This is a genomic window from Ruegeria sp. AE4 (genome assembly GCF_056542185.1).
On sequence record NZ_JBQFZK010000002.1, the window covers coordinates 228,690 to 243,250 of the forward strand.

14 protein-coding genes are annotated in these 14,561 nt (G+C 58.5%); 8 read left to right on the forward strand and 6 right to left on the reverse strand.

Going from position 1 to position 14,561, the window contains the following annotated elements; translation table 11 throughout:
* Positions 1-6: 6 nt before the first annotated feature.
* Positions 7-963: an NADPH:quinone oxidoreductase family protein gene (locus ACR0EK_RS05375; RefSeq protein ID WP_480899134.1), complete on the reverse strand. Its 957-nt coding sequence runs from the start codon at positions 961-963 to the stop codon at positions 7-9.
* Between the two features lie 340 nt (positions 964-1,303).
* Here ACR0EK_RS05375 and ACR0EK_RS05380 point away from each other — a divergent pair, with 340 nt between their 5' ends.
* The 3 genes from ACR0EK_RS05380 to ACR0EK_RS05390 all read left to right on the forward strand — a co-directional run bounded on the left by ACR0EK_RS05380 (position 1,304) and on the right by ACR0EK_RS05390 (position 3,961).
* Positions 1,304-1,675 carry a helix-turn-helix domain-containing protein gene (locus ACR0EK_RS05380; protein ID WP_267365354.1) on the forward strand — a complete coding sequence of 124 codons (372 nt, stop codon included), beginning with the start codon at positions 1,304-1,306 and terminating at the stop codon, positions 1,673-1,675.
* A 45-nt stretch (positions 1,676-1,720) separates the two neighbouring features.
* Positions 1,721-2,512: a histidinol-phosphatase gene (hisN, locus tag ACR0EK_RS05385; RefSeq protein WP_480545776.1), complete on the forward strand. Its 792-nt coding sequence runs from the start codon at positions 1,721-1,723 to the stop codon at positions 2,510-2,512.
* A gap of 114 nt (positions 2,513-2,626) precedes the next feature.
* Entirely contained in the window at positions 2,627-3,961 is a 1,335-nt protein-coding gene (locus tag ACR0EK_RS05390; RefSeq protein WP_480869742.1) for an 8-oxoguanine deaminase, read from the forward strand.
* On the opposite strand, the gene guaD is transcribed toward ACR0EK_RS05390, so the two are convergent.
* Positions 3,958-5,244, reverse strand: coding sequence for a guanine deaminase (gene guaD / locus ACR0EK_RS05395; protein ID WP_480773152.1), 1,287 nt, complete (start codon positions 5,242-5,244; stop codon positions 3,958-3,960). The two genes, ACR0EK_RS05390 and guaD, sit on opposite strands and share 4 nt — an antisense overlap.
* A 139-nt stretch (positions 5,245-5,383) precedes the next feature.
* On the opposite strand from guaD, the gene mgtE reads away from it, so the two are divergent.
* Both mgtE and ACR0EK_RS05405 read left to right on the forward strand, forming a co-directional pair.
* Complete coding sequence (mgtE, locus tag ACR0EK_RS05400; protein WP_480869744.1) at positions 5,384-6,778, forward strand: magnesium transporter; 1,395 nt, start codon at positions 5,384-5,386, stop codon at positions 6,776-6,778.
* Positions 6,775-7,332 (forward strand): 5-formyltetrahydrofolate cyclo-ligase, encoded by a 558-nt coding sequence (locus ACR0EK_RS05405; RefSeq protein WP_480582870.1) that lies wholly within the window; start codon positions 6,775-6,777, stop codon positions 7,330-7,332. The genes mgtE and ACR0EK_RS05405 overlap by 4 nt, the downstream gene beginning before the upstream one ends.
* A gap of 3 nt (positions 7,333-7,335) precedes the next feature.
* On the opposite strand, the gene ACR0EK_RS05410 is transcribed toward ACR0EK_RS05405, so the two are convergent.
* Entirely contained in the window at positions 7,336-7,563 is a 228-nt protein-coding gene (locus ACR0EK_RS05410; RefSeq protein ID WP_480869746.1) for a putative hemolysin, read from the reverse strand.
* A gap of 130 nt (positions 7,564-7,693) precedes the next feature.
* Between ACR0EK_RS05410 and ACR0EK_RS05415 the strand changes: the two genes are divergently transcribed.
* The 3 genes from ACR0EK_RS05415 to ACR0EK_RS05425 all read left to right on the forward strand — a co-directional run bounded on the left by ACR0EK_RS05415 (position 7,694) and on the right by ACR0EK_RS05425 (position 11,209).
* Complete coding sequence (locus ACR0EK_RS05415) at positions 7,694-8,509, forward strand: TIGR00282 family metallophosphoesterase (protein WP_209504607.1); 816 nt, start codon at positions 7,694-7,696, stop codon at positions 8,507-8,509.
* 87 nt (positions 8,510-8,596) lie between these two features.
* Positions 8,597-10,375: an SLC13 family permease gene (locus ACR0EK_RS05420; RefSeq protein WP_480773154.1), complete on the forward strand. Its 1,779-nt coding sequence runs from the start codon at positions 8,597-8,599 to the stop codon at positions 10,373-10,375.
* 96 nt (positions 10,376-10,471) lie between these two features.
* Positions 10,472-11,209, forward strand: a complete 738-nt coding sequence (locus ACR0EK_RS05425) for a YbaY family lipoprotein (RefSeq protein ID WP_480899130.1) — start codon at positions 10,472-10,474, stop codon at positions 11,207-11,209.
* A gap of 13 nt (positions 11,210-11,222) precedes the next feature.
* Here ACR0EK_RS05425 and ACR0EK_RS05430 read toward each other — a convergent pair whose 3' ends face one another.
* The 3 genes from ACR0EK_RS05430 to ACR0EK_RS05440 all read right to left on the reverse strand — a co-directional run bounded on the left by ACR0EK_RS05430 (position 11,223) and on the right by ACR0EK_RS05440 (position 14,560).
* Positions 11,223-12,884, reverse strand: a complete 1,662-nt coding sequence (locus tag ACR0EK_RS05430; RefSeq protein ID WP_480486379.1) for an FAD-binding dehydrogenase — start codon at positions 12,882-12,884, stop codon at positions 11,223-11,225.
* Between the two features lie 10 nt (positions 12,885-12,894).
* On the reverse strand, positions 12,895-13,752 hold the full coding sequence (locus ACR0EK_RS05435; protein ID WP_480486378.1) for a bile acid:sodium symporter family protein: 858 nt from the start codon (positions 13,750-13,752) through the stop codon (positions 12,895-12,897).
* 73 nt (positions 13,753-13,825) lie between these two features.
* Positions 13,826-14,560: a glutamine amidotransferase gene (locus ACR0EK_RS05440; protein WP_209504602.1), complete on the reverse strand. Its 735-nt coding sequence runs from the start codon at positions 14,558-14,560 to the stop codon at positions 13,826-13,828.
* Between the last annotated feature and the right edge of the window lies 1 nt (position 14,561).

Here is a 14,561-nt window from a genome sequence, read left to right on the forward strand (position 1 = left end):
TTGCGGTCAGGGGGTGATCACGATTTTGCCCGTCGATTTCCGCTCTTTCAGCAACCGCAGGCCCTGCGCGACCTCATCAAGAGGCAAGACGTGGCTTATGTGCGGATTGATACGGCCCTCGGCGTGCCAGCGGAAAAGGGTGCCAAAGCTTTCGCGCACGGCTTCCGGCCGGAACTTCAAATACCCGCCAATGTAAAAGCCGATCACGGTCAGGTTCTTGACCAGCAGATGATTGGCGGGGATTTGCGGAACATCTCCCCCGGCAAATCCGATGGGCAGCAGGCGGCCTTCGGGGTTGGTGGCGCGAAAGGCCGCCTTGAACACATCGCCGCCGATTGCGTCATAAACGACATCCGCGCCGCCAAGCGATCTGACCCGATCCCTCAGATCCTCTGAGGCATCAATCAGGTAGTCGGCCCCTGCGGCGCGTGCAACGGCCAGCTTTTCGAGGCCGCGGGCCTGTGCGATGACGGTGGCGCCCATGAGCTTGCCGATTTCAACTGCGGTCAGCCCGACACCGCCCGCTGCGCCGGTAACCAGAAGCGTCTCGCCGGGTTGCAGTCGGGCGCGGTGGTCAAGCGCCATGTGGCTGGTGCCATAGGCAATCTGGATCGCAGCGGCGTCTTCGAAACGGGTCGTGTCCGGCAGCGGGATCGCGCGATCGGCGTCGAAAACGCCATATTCTGCCAGACCGCCCTGACCGGAATAGACGGCGATCCGATCGCCCGGTTTCAGGGTGGACACACCTGGACCGATGGTATCCACGACACCGGCGATTTCCATACCCAAAGTAAACGGCGCAGGCGGTGTATCCTGATACGTGCCTTTCTGCATCAGCAGATCAGCGAAATTCAACCCGCAGGCTTTGATCGCAACCCGTACCTGACCCTCACCCGGCTCGGGTTTCGGTACATCGCACAGCTGGGCAACTGCCCCGTCAGATCTAATACAATAGGCCTTCATTTGGTTCCTCACGTGCTTGGGGCATAGGCACGTGAGCTGTGCGAGATGTCAATTCCTTATGCGCGGCGTCATGAAACGCCTGAATATCTGTCGCATGTCCAGCCGGGCCACGCGAACAGCGGGCAGGGCATTTGACGCATACAACCACAGCCCTTGTGAGGGGGGATCGACTCAACCAGCTTGAAAAAAAATTCAAAACCGGCAATATTGGCAAGCAGTGCTGGTAACGGGGGACGGCACAGTCCGGATTTGGGGGCGGTTAAGGAAGCCCCTATTGGTATTGCGATCTCGGACGTCGCACGATCCCGTACAAATGTGTGTGTAGTAGAGGAGAATACCAATGACTCATCACGTCGATGTCCATGTGGGCAAGCGCGTTCGGCATCGCCGCTGGCTGATTGGGATGACCCAGCAACAATTGGCGCAGCAAGTTGGTATCAAGTTTCAGCAAATCCAGAAATATGAGACCGGAGCCAACCGAATCAGCGCGTCCCGCCTGTGGGACATTGCCGAGGCATTGGACGTACCGGTCAGCTTCTTCTTTGAAGGTCTGGAAGAGGCCCAGAAAAGCAGCGCGGAAAAGAAATCTGTTCCAGCCGATCTGATGGGCGATAAAGAAGCCCTGGATCTAGTTCGCTCTTACTACGCAATTCCGGAAAACCAGCGCCGCCGCCTGTTTGAACTTGCACGTGTCCTCAGCGACGTCGCCTGATCAGACCGGCTTGACTTTGTCAGGTAATGCCCGCACCAGAGTGCCATGCATCCGGCGAGTTTAAGCGACATTGAAATTGCAGAAGAAATGGCCGAAGCGGCACGCGCGGCCATTCTTCCTTTTTTCCGTCAGACCAATCTGGAAACTGCGAACAAGCTGACCGAAGGGTTTGACCCCGTCACCGTAGCGGATCGGGCCGCTGAAAAAGCCATGCGAGAGGTGCTGTCCCGATTGCGCCCTGAAGATGGCGTATTGGGTGAAGAATACGGTGCGCACAAGGGCAGCAGTGGCCGAACCTGGGTTCTGGACCCCATCGACGGCACGCGCGGGTTTATCAGTGGCACACCAACCTGGGGCGTTCTGATCGCGCTCAGCACAGCAGACGGGCCGATCATGGGGGTGATTGATCAGCCCTACATTGGCGAACGCTTTGTCGGATCGACAGCTGGTGCGCAGCTTACAGGGCCACAGGGGACCAGAAAGCTGCAAACACGGGGGACGAAATCTCTGGCGCAGGCGACGCTGTTCACCACTTTTCCTGAAGTCGGCACCCCGGATGACCGGGCCGGGTTTCAGGCCGTGTCGGAGCAGGTGCAACTGACTCGATATGGAATGGACTGCTACGCTTATGCCTTGTTGGCCGCAGGGCAAGCAGATCTGGTGATCGAAGCAGGGCTGAACTCATATGACATTCAGGCCCCTATCGCGGTTATTCAGGCGGCAGGCGGAATTGTGACCGATTGGCAAGGCGGCCCGGCGCATGAGGGCGGTCGAGCATTGGCCGCAGCCAACGCAGAAATACATGCAGAGGCACTTCAGATCCTGCGTCGGTTCTGAAACCTGTTGTCGCAGATCCCGATGGCGGGTACATAATACCCGGTCGGTTCTTGAGCCCGTTTTCCGCCGACCTTCGCACTCCTTGCAAGAGACGGGCAGATGCAGGAGCGCGACATGACAGAAATCCTACTCAAAAACGCTGATCTGATCCTGACGATGGACGAGTCCCGGCAGGAACTCCCCGCGGCGGACATTCTGATCCGCGACGGCCAGATCGCGGGGATCGGGCACGGATTGCAAACACAAGGCGAGGTTCACGATGTTTCGGGCTGTCTGGTGACACCCGGGTTAGTGAACACCCATCACCATCTTTACCAAACGTTGACCCGCGCGGTGCCGGGCGGGCAGGATGCATTGCTGTTCGGGTGGCTTCAGACACTCTATCCGATTTGGGCGAAGTTCGGACCAGACGAGATGTTCACCTCGGCCCAGATCGGTTTGGCAGAGCTGGCGCTGTCAGGCTGTACGCTCAGTTCTGATCACCTGTACCTCTATCCCAATGGTTCGCGGCTGGAGGACACGATTGCTGCCGCATCCGAGTTGGGGATGCGATTTCACCCGACACGTGGCGCGATGAGCATTGGTGAAAGCGATGGCGGCCTGCCTCCGGACAGTCTGGTGGAAGAAGAAACTGCCATTCTGGACGACATGATCCGCGTCGTGGATGCATTTCACGATCCGTCAGAAGGGTCGATGTGCCGCGTAGGTCTTGCCCCGTGTTCACCGTTTTCCGTCAGCCGGGACCTGATGCGAGATGCAGCCCTTCTGGCACGGGACAAAGGCGTGATGTTGCATACACATCTGGCTGAAAACGATGAAGATATCGCCTATTCACAGGCTCAGTTCGGCTGTCGACCCGGTCAATACGCCGAAGATCTGAGTTGGACCGGCCCGGATGTCTGGCACGCTCATTGCGTCAAGCTGGACGGGGCCGAGATTGATCTGTTTTCGCGCACCAAAACTGGTGTCGCTCATTGCCCATGTTCGAACTGCCGTCTGGGATCAGGCATCGCGCCGGTGCGGGCGATGCGCGATGCGGGGGTAAAGGTAGGCCTCGGCGCTGATGGCTCGGCCAGTAATGACAACGGTAATCTGATGCTTGAGGCCCGGCAGGCGCTGCTGTTGCAACGGGTGGTCAATGGGGCGGATGCGATGTCGGCCCGCGAAGCATTGGAGATTGCAACCCGCGGCGGGGCCGATGTGCTGGGGCGTCCCGATTGCGGGCGGCTTATGCCGGGAAAACGCGCGGATGTCGCTGTCTGGGATATGCGCAGTATCGAATGCGCAGGCAGCTGGGACCCGGCAGCTCTGCTTCTGGCCGGTCCGATGCAAGTAAAGCACCTGTTTGTCGAAGGCCGCCAGATCGTGCGGGATGGGCATATCACGACGATTGACCTGCCCCGCGTGATTGAGCGTCAAAACAGTCTTGCCAAGGGGTTGCAGGCCTAAGCGGCCTGCCGCCCACCAATCCAGACCTCGGCCACAGCCCGATCATCACCCATCATGATGGTCGGGAAGATTGCCTCCCAAACATCGTTTGCACAAGCTTCGCGCTGGGCGATGGCCGGGGTCGAGGCGAGATCAATCACGACCAGATCCGCCTCCATTCCCGGAGCAATGTTGCCGATGCAATCATCCATCCGCAGGCTGCGCGCCGACCCGACTGTACCCAGCCACAGCAATTGCGCCGGATGCAGGGGGCGCCCACGCAACTGACCGATTTCATATGCGGCAGCCATGGTGCGAAGCATTGAAAAACTTGATCCGCCACCGGTATCCGTTGCCAAACCGATCCGGTGGCCATCGTGGATCAAGCCGTTCATGTCGAACAGACCCGACCCTATGAAGGTGTTCGAGGTGGGGCAGTGGATCAATGACGCATCAACCTCGCGCAGACGATCGCGTTCCCGGTCTTCCAGATGGATGACATGCCCATAAAGTCCGTTCTGCCCCAGCAGCCCGAACTTTTCGTAAGTGTCCAGATAGTCCCGCGCATCGGGGAACAGGGAGCGGACCCACTCGATTTCGTCTGTCTGCTCGCTCAGGTGTGTTTGCATCAGGCAATGGGGATGCTCCGCCCAAAGCGCGCCCATGGCCTCAAGCTGTTCAGGGGTGGACGTAGGTGAAAACCGGGGCGTGATGGCATAGGACAGGCGGTCGACACGGTGCCATTTCTCAAGCAGAGCGGCAGATTGGTCATAGGCGGTCTGGGCCGTGTCACGCAGACCTTCAGGCGCATTGCGATCCATGCAGGTCTTGCCCGCGACCACGCGCTGTCCCCGTTGTTGCGCGGCAGTGAAAAAGGCATCCACGCTTTCGGGGTGGATGGTGCAAAAACTGCACATCGTCGTTGTGCCATGGGCGGCAGTCAGATCCAGATAACGGTTGGCGATTTCAGAGGCGTATTCAGGATCACCAAACTTCATCTCTTCGGGGAAGGTGTAGGTGTTCAGCCAGTCGATCAACCGCTTACCCCAACTGGCAATCATGGCCGTCTGTGGGTAGTGCACATGCGGGTCAACGAAACCCGCAATGATCAGGTGATTGCCATGGTCCTTGATGACAGCATCAGGGTGACGCCGCATCAGCGCTTCAGACGCGCCGACATCAGCAACGCGCCCTTTGTCAATCACGACAGCTTCGTCCAGTCGGGTCGCTTCGGTTGGCTCTCCGTCAAAGGGTGAGCCTGTGAAACTCAGAACGCGCCCTTTCAAAAGCGTCTTTTGCGCCATTTGCCCTGTTCTCCACCTGTTTGGGACCGCGCTGTAGCATAGGCAGACGAAAGAAGTGGGTAAATCGGCGCATTGTCATTGTTTTCTGGTAGCTGCTTCTTCTATTTAGGGGCCAATCGCCGAAAGAAGGGGGCAGCGCATGACGACAGGCAGTGATCAAGCCGAACACGATCTGCCCCACGACGAAGACGCGTATGCACTGGATCGCCGGACAGTGGCGGCGATCCTATACGCCGTCGATGTGGATGATCGCGACAAGCTGATTGAGCTGATGGAGCCACTGCACGCGGCTGATATCGCTGACCTACTGGAGCAGATCAATCCTTATGACCGGGCGCGGCTGATCCGGCTTTATGACAAGGAATTTGACGGCGACATCCTGTCGGAACTGGACGAAGCGGTCCGCGAGGAAATCATCTCCGTCCTGACCCCCGAGGTTCTGGCGGAAGCCGTGCGCGAGATGGAAAGCGACGACGTCGTTGACCTTCTGGAAGATCTTGAGGAACCGCAGCAGGAAGCCATTCTGGGCGCGCTCGAAGATTCCGAGCGGCTAGCGGCGCAACAGGCGCTTGCTTATCCCGAGAATTCGGCTGGTCGTTTGATGCAGCGCGAGGTCGTCATGGCGCCCGAGCATTGGACCGTCGGTCAGGCCATCGACTTCATGCGTGCCAATGATGATTTGCCCGAGCAGTTCTATCATGTTGTTCTGGTCGATCCGCGCCTGAAACCAACAGCGCAGGTGACATTGGGCAAGCTGATGGCGTCCCGTCGTGAGGTGCCGTTGCGCGATCTGGCGGAAGAGGAGTTTCACATCATCCCCGTTGATCAGGACGAGGAGGACGTGGCTTACGCCTTCAACCAGTATCACCTGATCTCGGCCCCAGTAGTGGATGCCGATGGGCGTCTGGTTGGTGTGATCACCATCGATGACGCGATGGTCGTTCTGGATGAAGAGCACGAAGAAGACATCCTGCGCCTTGCCGGTGTGAGCGACGAAAGCTCTCTGTCCGACAGTGTAGCGGCCACCAGCCGCCGGCGACTGCCCTGGCTGGCGGTAAACCTGTGCACGGCAATCTGTGCTTCGTTGGTAATCTCGCAATTTGCGGCGGCAATTGACCAGCTTGTCGCGCTGGCCATCCTGATGCCGATTGTTGCATCCATGGGGGGCAATGCGGGTACTCAGTCGCTGACCGTTGCAGTGCGCGCACTGGCGACGCGCGATCTGACCAATTCAAACGTGATGCGCGTTATCAGGCGGGAACTGCTGGTGGGCGTGTTGAACGGGCTCTGTTTTGCCATTGTACTGGGGACCGTGGGGATGCTGTGGTTCGGTTCACCTTGGCTGGGTGTCGTGATTGGGTCAGCCTTGGTCGTGAACATGATCATCGCGGGCTTTGCAGGTACGGTAGTACCGGTAGTGCTGGATCGTCTGGGAATTGACCCGGCGCTGGCGTCAGGAACCTTTGTGACAACCACAACCGATGTCATGGGGTTCTTCATCTTTCTTGGGCTTGCCAGTGTGGTGCTATTGTGACCGATCTGACTGAAATCAAAGCAGCTGCACGCAAAGCGGCATTTGCGCGCCGCAAGGTCGCGTTCGACACGCGTGTTCCCGGTGCAGCCGGACGTTTGTCCGAGGTTCTGGCGGGTTATCGCGGTGTGCCCTTGTCAGGCTACATGCCGATCCGGACCGAGATCGACCCGGTATCCGCCATGGCTGAAGCTGCGGCTTATGGGCCTGTTGGTGTTCCAGTGATCCAAGCCGCTGGAAAACCGCTGAAATTTTCGCGCTGGACGCCAGAAGGACCGCTGAAAGATGGCCCATTCGGTGCCAGAGTGCCCGAGGTCGATGATTATTTCGACCCCGAGATCCTGATCGTGCCGCTGGTGGCTTTTGATGCCAACGGCGGGCGTCTGGGATATGGCGGTGGATTTTATGATCGCACGCTGGAAGGATTGCGAGGCAAGCGCGCGACACTGGCAATCGGTTTCGCTTTTGACGCGCAAGAGGCGCAGGATCTGCCACTGGAGCCGACCGATCAGCCGCTGGACATGGTTGTCACGGAAAGCCGGGTGCTGACGTTCTAGCTGCTACTGTTCGAAATGGCTGCGCAAGTAATCCCAGGCATCCACCTCGGTGCCTTCCTTCAGGATGCAGACACCAAAGACGCTTCCGTCTTCGTTCTTCCGAAGTTGGTAAACTCCATCATTCTCGACGCAAAAGGTTGCCGCGGGATTGGGCATGGATGTCTTTGTGCCTTGCGCCATAACGCCCGAAGCGACCACAAGGCCGAATGTCAATATTGCCAATAACTTCACAACATGTCCTTTTGATATAAGCGCATGGCTAAGACTTTGCCACGCCTGCAAGCAATTTCAAGTTCGGGCTCAACTTAAATTTCACGGTTCCGCCTTGTTATTGCCCAGCACAGCCCCTACGACCCGGATAATGAGGATTTTGTTTCTTGGTGATGTCATGGGGCGCGCGGGGCGCGCGGCCGTTCAGCAGCATTTGCCGCGCCTGCGCGATGAATGGCGGCTGGATTTCGTTGTGGTCAATGGCGAAAACGCGTCGAACGGCATGGGGTTGAGCGGCGATCACGCCAAGCTGCTGCTGGATGCCGGTGCAGATTGCCTGACATTGGGCGACCATGCGTTCGACCAGAAAGACATGCTGCAATATATCGAGAAAGAACAGCGCATCGTGCGCCCGGTGAACTATGCCAAGGGCGCGCCGGGGCGGGGGCACCGGCTGTTCAACGCACCCGGAGGGCGCAAGGTTCTGGTGGTGCAGGTGTTGGGGCAGGTCTTTATGAAACGGCCATTCGACGACCCGTTCTCGGCCATAGAGCCCATCCTGAAATCGCACCCCAGGGGCGGGCAGGCACAAGCCATCATTGTCGATATGCATTGTGAGGCGACGTCCGAGAAGATGGCCATGGGTCACTATTGCGACAAGCGCGCCAGCCTTGTGGTGGGCACACATACCCATGTACCGACAGCGGATTCGCAGATTCTGCCGGGCGGCACAGGCTATCTGACGGATGCGGGCATGTGCGGCGACTATGACTCGGTCATTGGTATGGACAAGCAGGAACCGATGCGCCGGTTCATAACCGGGATGCCCAAGACCCGGTTTACCCCTGCCAATGGCGAGGCCACGCTGAGCGGAGTGTTCGTCGAAACGGATGATCGCGACGGTCAGGCCAAATCTGTTCGCATGGTGCGCGTTGGTGGGCGTTTGGAACAAGCCGGGCCTGATTAACGAACGTCGGGCTTGCCCTGCCACGCGCAATGCGTGAAACTGTATGTCATCAGGCGCTTGGGCCAGGGTTCGGACAGAATACCACGAATGAATTTCCTTCCACTGACAGAGACGGGCAGCGCAATTCTGGCGCTGCTGATTGTTGCGAGCATGTTCGTCATGTTCCTGCGCGAGGTTTATCCGACCGAGGTCGTGGCCATCGGTGGTGTCTCACTGATGCTGGTCACAGGGATATTGCCCTATCAAAGCGCGCTGGCGGTCTTGTCCAATCCCGCGCCCTGGACGATTGGGGCGATGTTCATCATCATGGGGGCCTTGGTGCGGACCGGGGCCTTGGACGCCTTCACGTCGACCGCGCAAAGGCAGGCGCAGGTCAACCCGCGCATTGCCATCGGATTGCTGATGGGGTTTGTCGTTCTGGCCTCGGCTTTTGTGTCTAACACGCCCGTTGTTGTGGTCATGATCCCGGTCTTTGTTCAGATCGCCCGCACGCTGAATGTACCCGCATCAAAGCTTCTAATTCCGCTCAGCTATGCCGCCATTCTTGGCGGGACACTGACGTTGATCGGAACGTCCACCAACCTGCTGGTGGATGGTGTGGCCCGCGCGCAGGGGATGAAAGCCTTTTCGATATTCGAGGTCACGCCGCTGGGAATTGCACTGGTGATCTACGGCATGATCTATCTGCGCTTCATCGCCCCCAGATTACTGCCCGAGCGGGACAGCATGGCCTCGCTGCTCAGCGACCGGTCCAGAATGAAGTTTTTCACCGAAGCGGTCATTCCGCCCGACAGCAACCTGATCGGGCGTGAAGTGACCGGTGTTCAGTTGTTCAAACGTCCCGGCGTGCGTCTGATCGACGTGGTCCGGGGCGATGAATCACTGCGGCGCAATCTGAAGGGCGTTGAATTGCAGGTCGGTGACCGCGTGGTCCTGCGGACCGAGATGACCGAACTTCTGAGCCTTCAGACCAACAAAGAGCTCAAGCGCGTGGATCAGGTTTCCGCTGTCGAGACCAAGACAGTCGAGGTTCTGATCACACCCGGATGCCGGATGGTGGGGCGGACATTGGGAATGCTGCGGTTGCGGCGCCGGTATGGTGTCTATGTTCTGGCCGTTCACCGCCGCAATCAGAATATCGGTCGCCAGTTGGATGACCTGGTGGTTCGGGTAGGGGATACATTACTGCTGGAGGGCGCCCCGGCAGATATCCAGCGCCTTGCAGCGGACATGGATATGGTGGATGTCAGCCAACCTTCTGCACGCGCCTTCCGTCGCAGCCATGCGCCAATTGCAATTGGCGCGCTGGTTGGGATCGTCGTCCTTGCAGCGCTGGGTGTCGCGCCGATCCTGCTGTTGTCGATTGTGGCCGTAGCCGTGGTTCTTCTGACCCGCTGCATCGACGCGGACGAGGCGTTCTCCTTTGTCGAAGGTCGCCTGTTGGCGCTGATCTTCGCGATGCTCGCCATCGGTGCGTCACTGGACAGCTCTGGCGCGGTTTCACTGATTGTCGAGGCCGTGGCGCCGGGACTAAGCGCTCTGCCGCCCTTCCTGATCATCTGGGCGATCTACCTGCTGACCTCGGTGCTGACCGAACTGGTCTCCAACAATGCGGTCGCGGTTGTGGTCACGCCAATAGCCATTGGACTGGCCCAGGCCGTCGGAATGGACCCGCGCCCGTTGGTGGTTGCCGTTATGGTGGCGGCTTCGGCGTCCTTTGCAACACCGATCGGATACCAGACCAACATGATGGTCTACGGCCCTGGCGGCTACAGGTTCACCGATTTCATGAAGGTGGGTGTTCCGCTAAATCTGACAGTCGGATTGTTGGCATCCCTGCTTATTCCATTGATCTGGCCTTTGTGATTTCGGCGCAGAATTGCCACTTTGTCGAAGCACATCTTGCAAAGACCCAAGTGCACACGATCTTTTGCGAAGAGGGTTTGCAAAAGGAATTGACCTATGCAGCAACTAAGTCGCGCAATATGGGCGGGTGCAGCAACTTGGGCGGCGTTAAGCGGTGTCGCCATTGCCGGTGCAGTTGAAGGGACCGCCACATACCGAGAGCGCATTGCACTGCCACCGGACGCAACCCTTTATGTCGAGCTTCAGGATATCTCGCTGGCCGATGCTCCCGCTGTCACGCTTGCCGCGCAACGGTATGCGCTGAGCGGGGTGCCCGCGCAGTTCAAATTGACCTATGACGATGCACTGATCATGGATGCTCATCGCTATAGCGTTCGGGCATCTGTGATGCAGGGGCAAAACCTGCTGTTCACCACAGATACCGTTTACCCCGTTCTGACGAATGGGGCAGAAAATGCCGCTGATCTTCTGTTGGTTCAGGTCCAGGGGCAGGGGGCGGCAACGCTGGACAACACCCAATGGGCCGCCTCGGGCCTGAATGGTGCGCCTGTCGAATCCGAGAAACGCCCCGAGCTTGTCTTTGGTCAGGATGGGGTTTTTTCAGGAAGCAGCGGCTGCAACCGGTTCAGCGGTCAGGCCGAGATTTCCGGCAATCGCATTGCGTTTCCAGACAACATGGCGGCAACACTCATGGCGTGCCCGCCCCCGCTGGACGCGGTTGAGCGGCAATTCCTGCAAGCCTTGCAGAACGTCACGACATTCGCGATGCAGGGCAACGCTCTGGCTCTGCTAGATGCGCAGGGCCAACCGGTGATCAAACTGGTGCGCAAGTAACAGGGAAAGTGCGTCAGGCGACGGCCCTTGAACGCCCGGCATTGCGACCGGAAAAGATGCAGCCGCCCAGGAATGTGCCTTCCAGCGCGTTGTAGCCGTGATAGCCGCCACCGCCGAATCCGGCGACTTCGCCAGCAGCGAACAGGCCCGGTACCACATTTCCGTCTGATCCAATCATCTGACTGTCCAGATTGGTCTGCAACCCACCCAGAGATTTGCGTGTCAGAATATGCAGCTTGACGGCAATCAGCGGGCCGTTGGCCGGATCCAGAAACTTATGCGGTTTGGCTGTGCGGATCAGTTTATCTCCGCGATAATTGCGCGCGGCAAGGATCGCCATCATCTGCGCATCTTTCGAAAAAGGGTTGTCGACCTGCGAATCCCGGGCTTCGATCTGGGCACGCAGTTGAGCCTCATCTATCGGAGTGTCGCCCAGATGGTTCATGCCGTTGACCAGTTCGGTCAGCGTGTTGGCAACAACAAAGTCCTCACCCTTTTCCTTGAACGCCTCGACCGGAGCAGTTGCGCTGGAACCTGACAGAATGCGCTGGCGGATAACCTCTTTCCAGCTGCCCGAAGTGAAGTCGGGGTTTTGTTCCGACCCGGACAGCGCAAATTCCTTTTTGATCACCTTCTGGGTCAGAACGAACCAGCTGTATTCATATCCGGTTTTCAGGATCTCACGCAGTGTCCCCAATGTGTCGAACCCCGGCAGACAGGGCGGTGCCAGGCGGTTGCCCCTGGCGTCAAACCACATTGAACTTGGGCCGGGCAGGATGCGAATGCCGTGGGCGGGCCAGATCGGGTCCCAGTTGCGGACGCCTTCGGTGTAATGCCACATCCGATCACCATTGATGACATGGCCCCCCGCTTTTTCGCTGATTGCGATCATGCGGCCATCAACGTGAAAGGGTACCCCTGCAACCATGTCTTTGGGAGGCTCACCCAAACGGTCCCGGGGCCAATTTTGACGCACCATGTCAAAATTGCCGCCAATACCGCCGGAGGTGACGATGATCGACGGGGCATAAACTTCGAACTCGCCAACCTCATCGCGGTTGGTTTTGCCACCGCGCTGGGAGGTGTCATCGGCCAGAATTTCTCCGGAAACACCTTTGGCGGTTCCGTTCTGCATGATGATATGGCTGACCTGGTGGCGGAACTTCATCTGGATCAATCCGGCGCTGACATGGTCGCGGACACGTCGGATAAAGTGTTCAAGAACGCCGGGGCCGGTGCCCCATGTGATGTGAAAGCGCGGGACCGAGTTGCCGTGCCCCGTCGCATAAGACCCGCCACGTTCGGCCCAGCCAACGACCGGAAACCAGCGCAGGCCCATTTCGTGCAGCCACTGACGCATCTCGCCAGCCGCAAACTCGATATAGGCTTCGGCCCATTTGCGGGGCCATGCGTCTTCGTCACGGTCAAACTGTGCGCTGCCCATCCAGTCGCGCAACGCCAGATCGTGGCTGTCGCGTATACCCATGCGGCGCTGTTCGGGGGTGTCGACCATGAACAGTCCACCAAGGCTCCAGAACGCCTGACCGCCCAGAAAGGTTTCGGGTTCCTGATCGAGTATGATTACCTTTTTGCCTCGGTCGCCCAGTTCGGCTGCGGCGGCCAATCCGGCCAGACCAGCACCGATTACGATCGCATCAGCAGTGTTGTTTGTCATAACGGTCCTTTCAGCGCCTGCGGAACCAGACAAGAAACGGCAGAACCACGGCGTACATCGTAATGCCATAAACCGCCGAGGGCAGGGCCAGCGGGCTGAACCCGCTTTCGGTATTCGTGATCAGCGCCGCCAGTGTAATGCCCAGCGTGGAGTTTTGAATACCGGTTTCGATCGAGATCGTCTTGCACTCATTCCAGGACAGGTTTGATATCCGCGCAAGCCCCAGCCCGATGAACAGCAGGGTGATATTCAAAGAAATCAAGCCTGCGCCCATGATGCCAAGATTGTCGACGAACAATTGCCAGTTCCCGGCCAGTGCCGCGGCAACGATCAGCACGAACAAAACGGTCGCGAGCGTTGACAATCCCGGCTCTACGCGGTTTGCAAACTCCGTTGCAAAGTAGCGAATTCCGACCCCGATTGCCACAGGCAGCGTTGTTATCAGAAACAATGCAACAGCCAGCCCGGTGATCGAAACCTCGGGGGCTTCGTCGCCCATGAAGTGCCTGATCGACCACGCGGCCAGTATTGGTATTGTCACCATCGACAAAAGGCTGATCACGGCGGTCAGGCTGACCGAAAGCGCGACATCGGCTTTGGCGAGCTTGGAGAGGATGTTGCTGGTTACGCCGCCCGGGCAAAAACTGAGCAGCATGAAACCAACCGCGATCTCGGGGGGCAATCCAAAGATTGTGACCGTCACAAAGGCTGCGACTGGCAAGAGAACAATCTGGCTTACCGCCCCGATGGCAAAGGCGCGTCGCCGGCTCAGGACACGACGGAAGTCTGCCACCTCCAGCCCGATGCCCAGAGACAACATGATAATGGCAAGCGACACCGGCAAGCCGACATTCAAAAGCAAATCCAAGGACAACCCCTCCCAAAGTTGCGTCAGATCAGCCTATGCGAGGGGGCAAGGCGCAGGCAACCGCGCCGTTGGGTCACTCGTATCGCTGGACGAAACGGCGCAGGATTTCGCCGGGTTGCGTAACCTCTGCCGAATGGCAATGGTCGATCAGTTTCTGCGCGTCTTCGGGCGGGAAGTAGCCATGGTTCTTGTAGATGTTGATGCGTTGTTCAAAGTCTTTGGCATCGGCTTCCGGGTGGAACTGAGTGGCATAGACGTTCTGGCCCCAGCGGATCATCTGGAACGGGCAGGGGTCGGACGCAACAAGGTGAACGCAGCCCTCGGGCAGGGTTTGAACCGCTTCTTTGTGACCAACAAAAGCATCAAAGGTGGCGTCCAATTCTGCGGTAAGCGGGTCTTGTTGTCCTTCGGGGGTCAGGCGGCACCTGGATGGTCCCACAGGCTCGCCATACCGGGCTTTGCTGACGTTGCCATCCAAATGTACGGCCAGAATACCAAGGCCATAGCAGCACCCCATGAAGGGGTGATCCAGCGCGGTAATCTGCGGCATCAAACCCAGGATTGCGGCTTCGATCCGCGCATCCGTCGCAGATTTGGTTGCGGGGTCATCACTGACGCATCCCGGCCCACCGCCTACGATGACACCGGCATAGTCCGTAACATCCAGCCCTTCAGGCAGGTCGTCGCAATCCAGACGGATGCGGTGTGTGCGTTCGGGCGATAACCCGCTGCGGTTCAGGATCGAAGCATATTCTGCGTCGGAGGCATCCGTTTCCGGGCGCAGTTGCAGGATCAAAAAGCGTTTCATG

Excerpts from the sequence above, each read along its gene's own strand:
- ACR0EK_RS05415 (WP_209504607.1), top strand. The coding sequence starts at position 7,694 with ATGAGGATTTTGTTTCTTGGTGATGTCATGGGGCGCGCGGGGCGCGCG.
- ACR0EK_RS05390 (WP_480869742.1), top strand. The coding sequence starts at position 2,627 with ATGACAGAAATCCTACTCAAAAACGCTGATCTGATCCTGACGATGGAC.
- ACR0EK_RS05420 (WP_480773154.1), top strand. The coding sequence starts at position 8,597 with ATGAATTTCCTTCCACTGACAGAGACGGGCAGCGCAATTCTGGCGCTG.
- ACR0EK_RS05380 (WP_267365354.1), top strand. The coding sequence starts at position 1,304 with ATGACTCATCACGTCGATGTCCATGTGGGCAAGCGCGTTCGGCATCGC.
- ACR0EK_RS05440 (WP_209504602.1), bottom strand. The coding sequence starts at position 14,560 with ATGAAACGCTTTTTGATCCTGCAACTGCGCCCGGAAACGGATGCCTCC.
- guaD (WP_480773152.1), bottom strand. The coding sequence starts at position 5,244 with ATGGCGCAAAAGACGCTTTTGAAAGGGCGCGTTCTGAGTTTCACAGGC.
- mgtE (WP_480869744.1), top strand. The coding sequence starts at position 5,384 with ATGACGACAGGCAGTGATCAAGCCGAACACGATCTGCCCCACGACGAA.
- ACR0EK_RS05375 (WP_480899134.1), bottom strand. The coding sequence starts at position 963 with ATGAAGGCCTATTGTATTAGATCTGACGGGGCAGTTGCCCAGCTGTGC.
- ACR0EK_RS05430 (WP_480486379.1), bottom strand. The coding sequence starts at position 12,884 with ATGACAAACAACACTGCTGATGCGATCGTAATCGGTGCTGGTCTGGCC.
- ACR0EK_RS05425 (WP_480899130.1), top strand. The coding sequence starts at position 10,472 with ATGCAGCAACTAAGTCGCGCAATATGGGCGGGTGCAGCAACTTGGGCG.
- hisN (WP_480545776.1), top strand. The coding sequence starts at position 1,721 with ATGCATCCGGCGAGTTTAAGCGACATTGAAATTGCAGAAGAAATGGCC.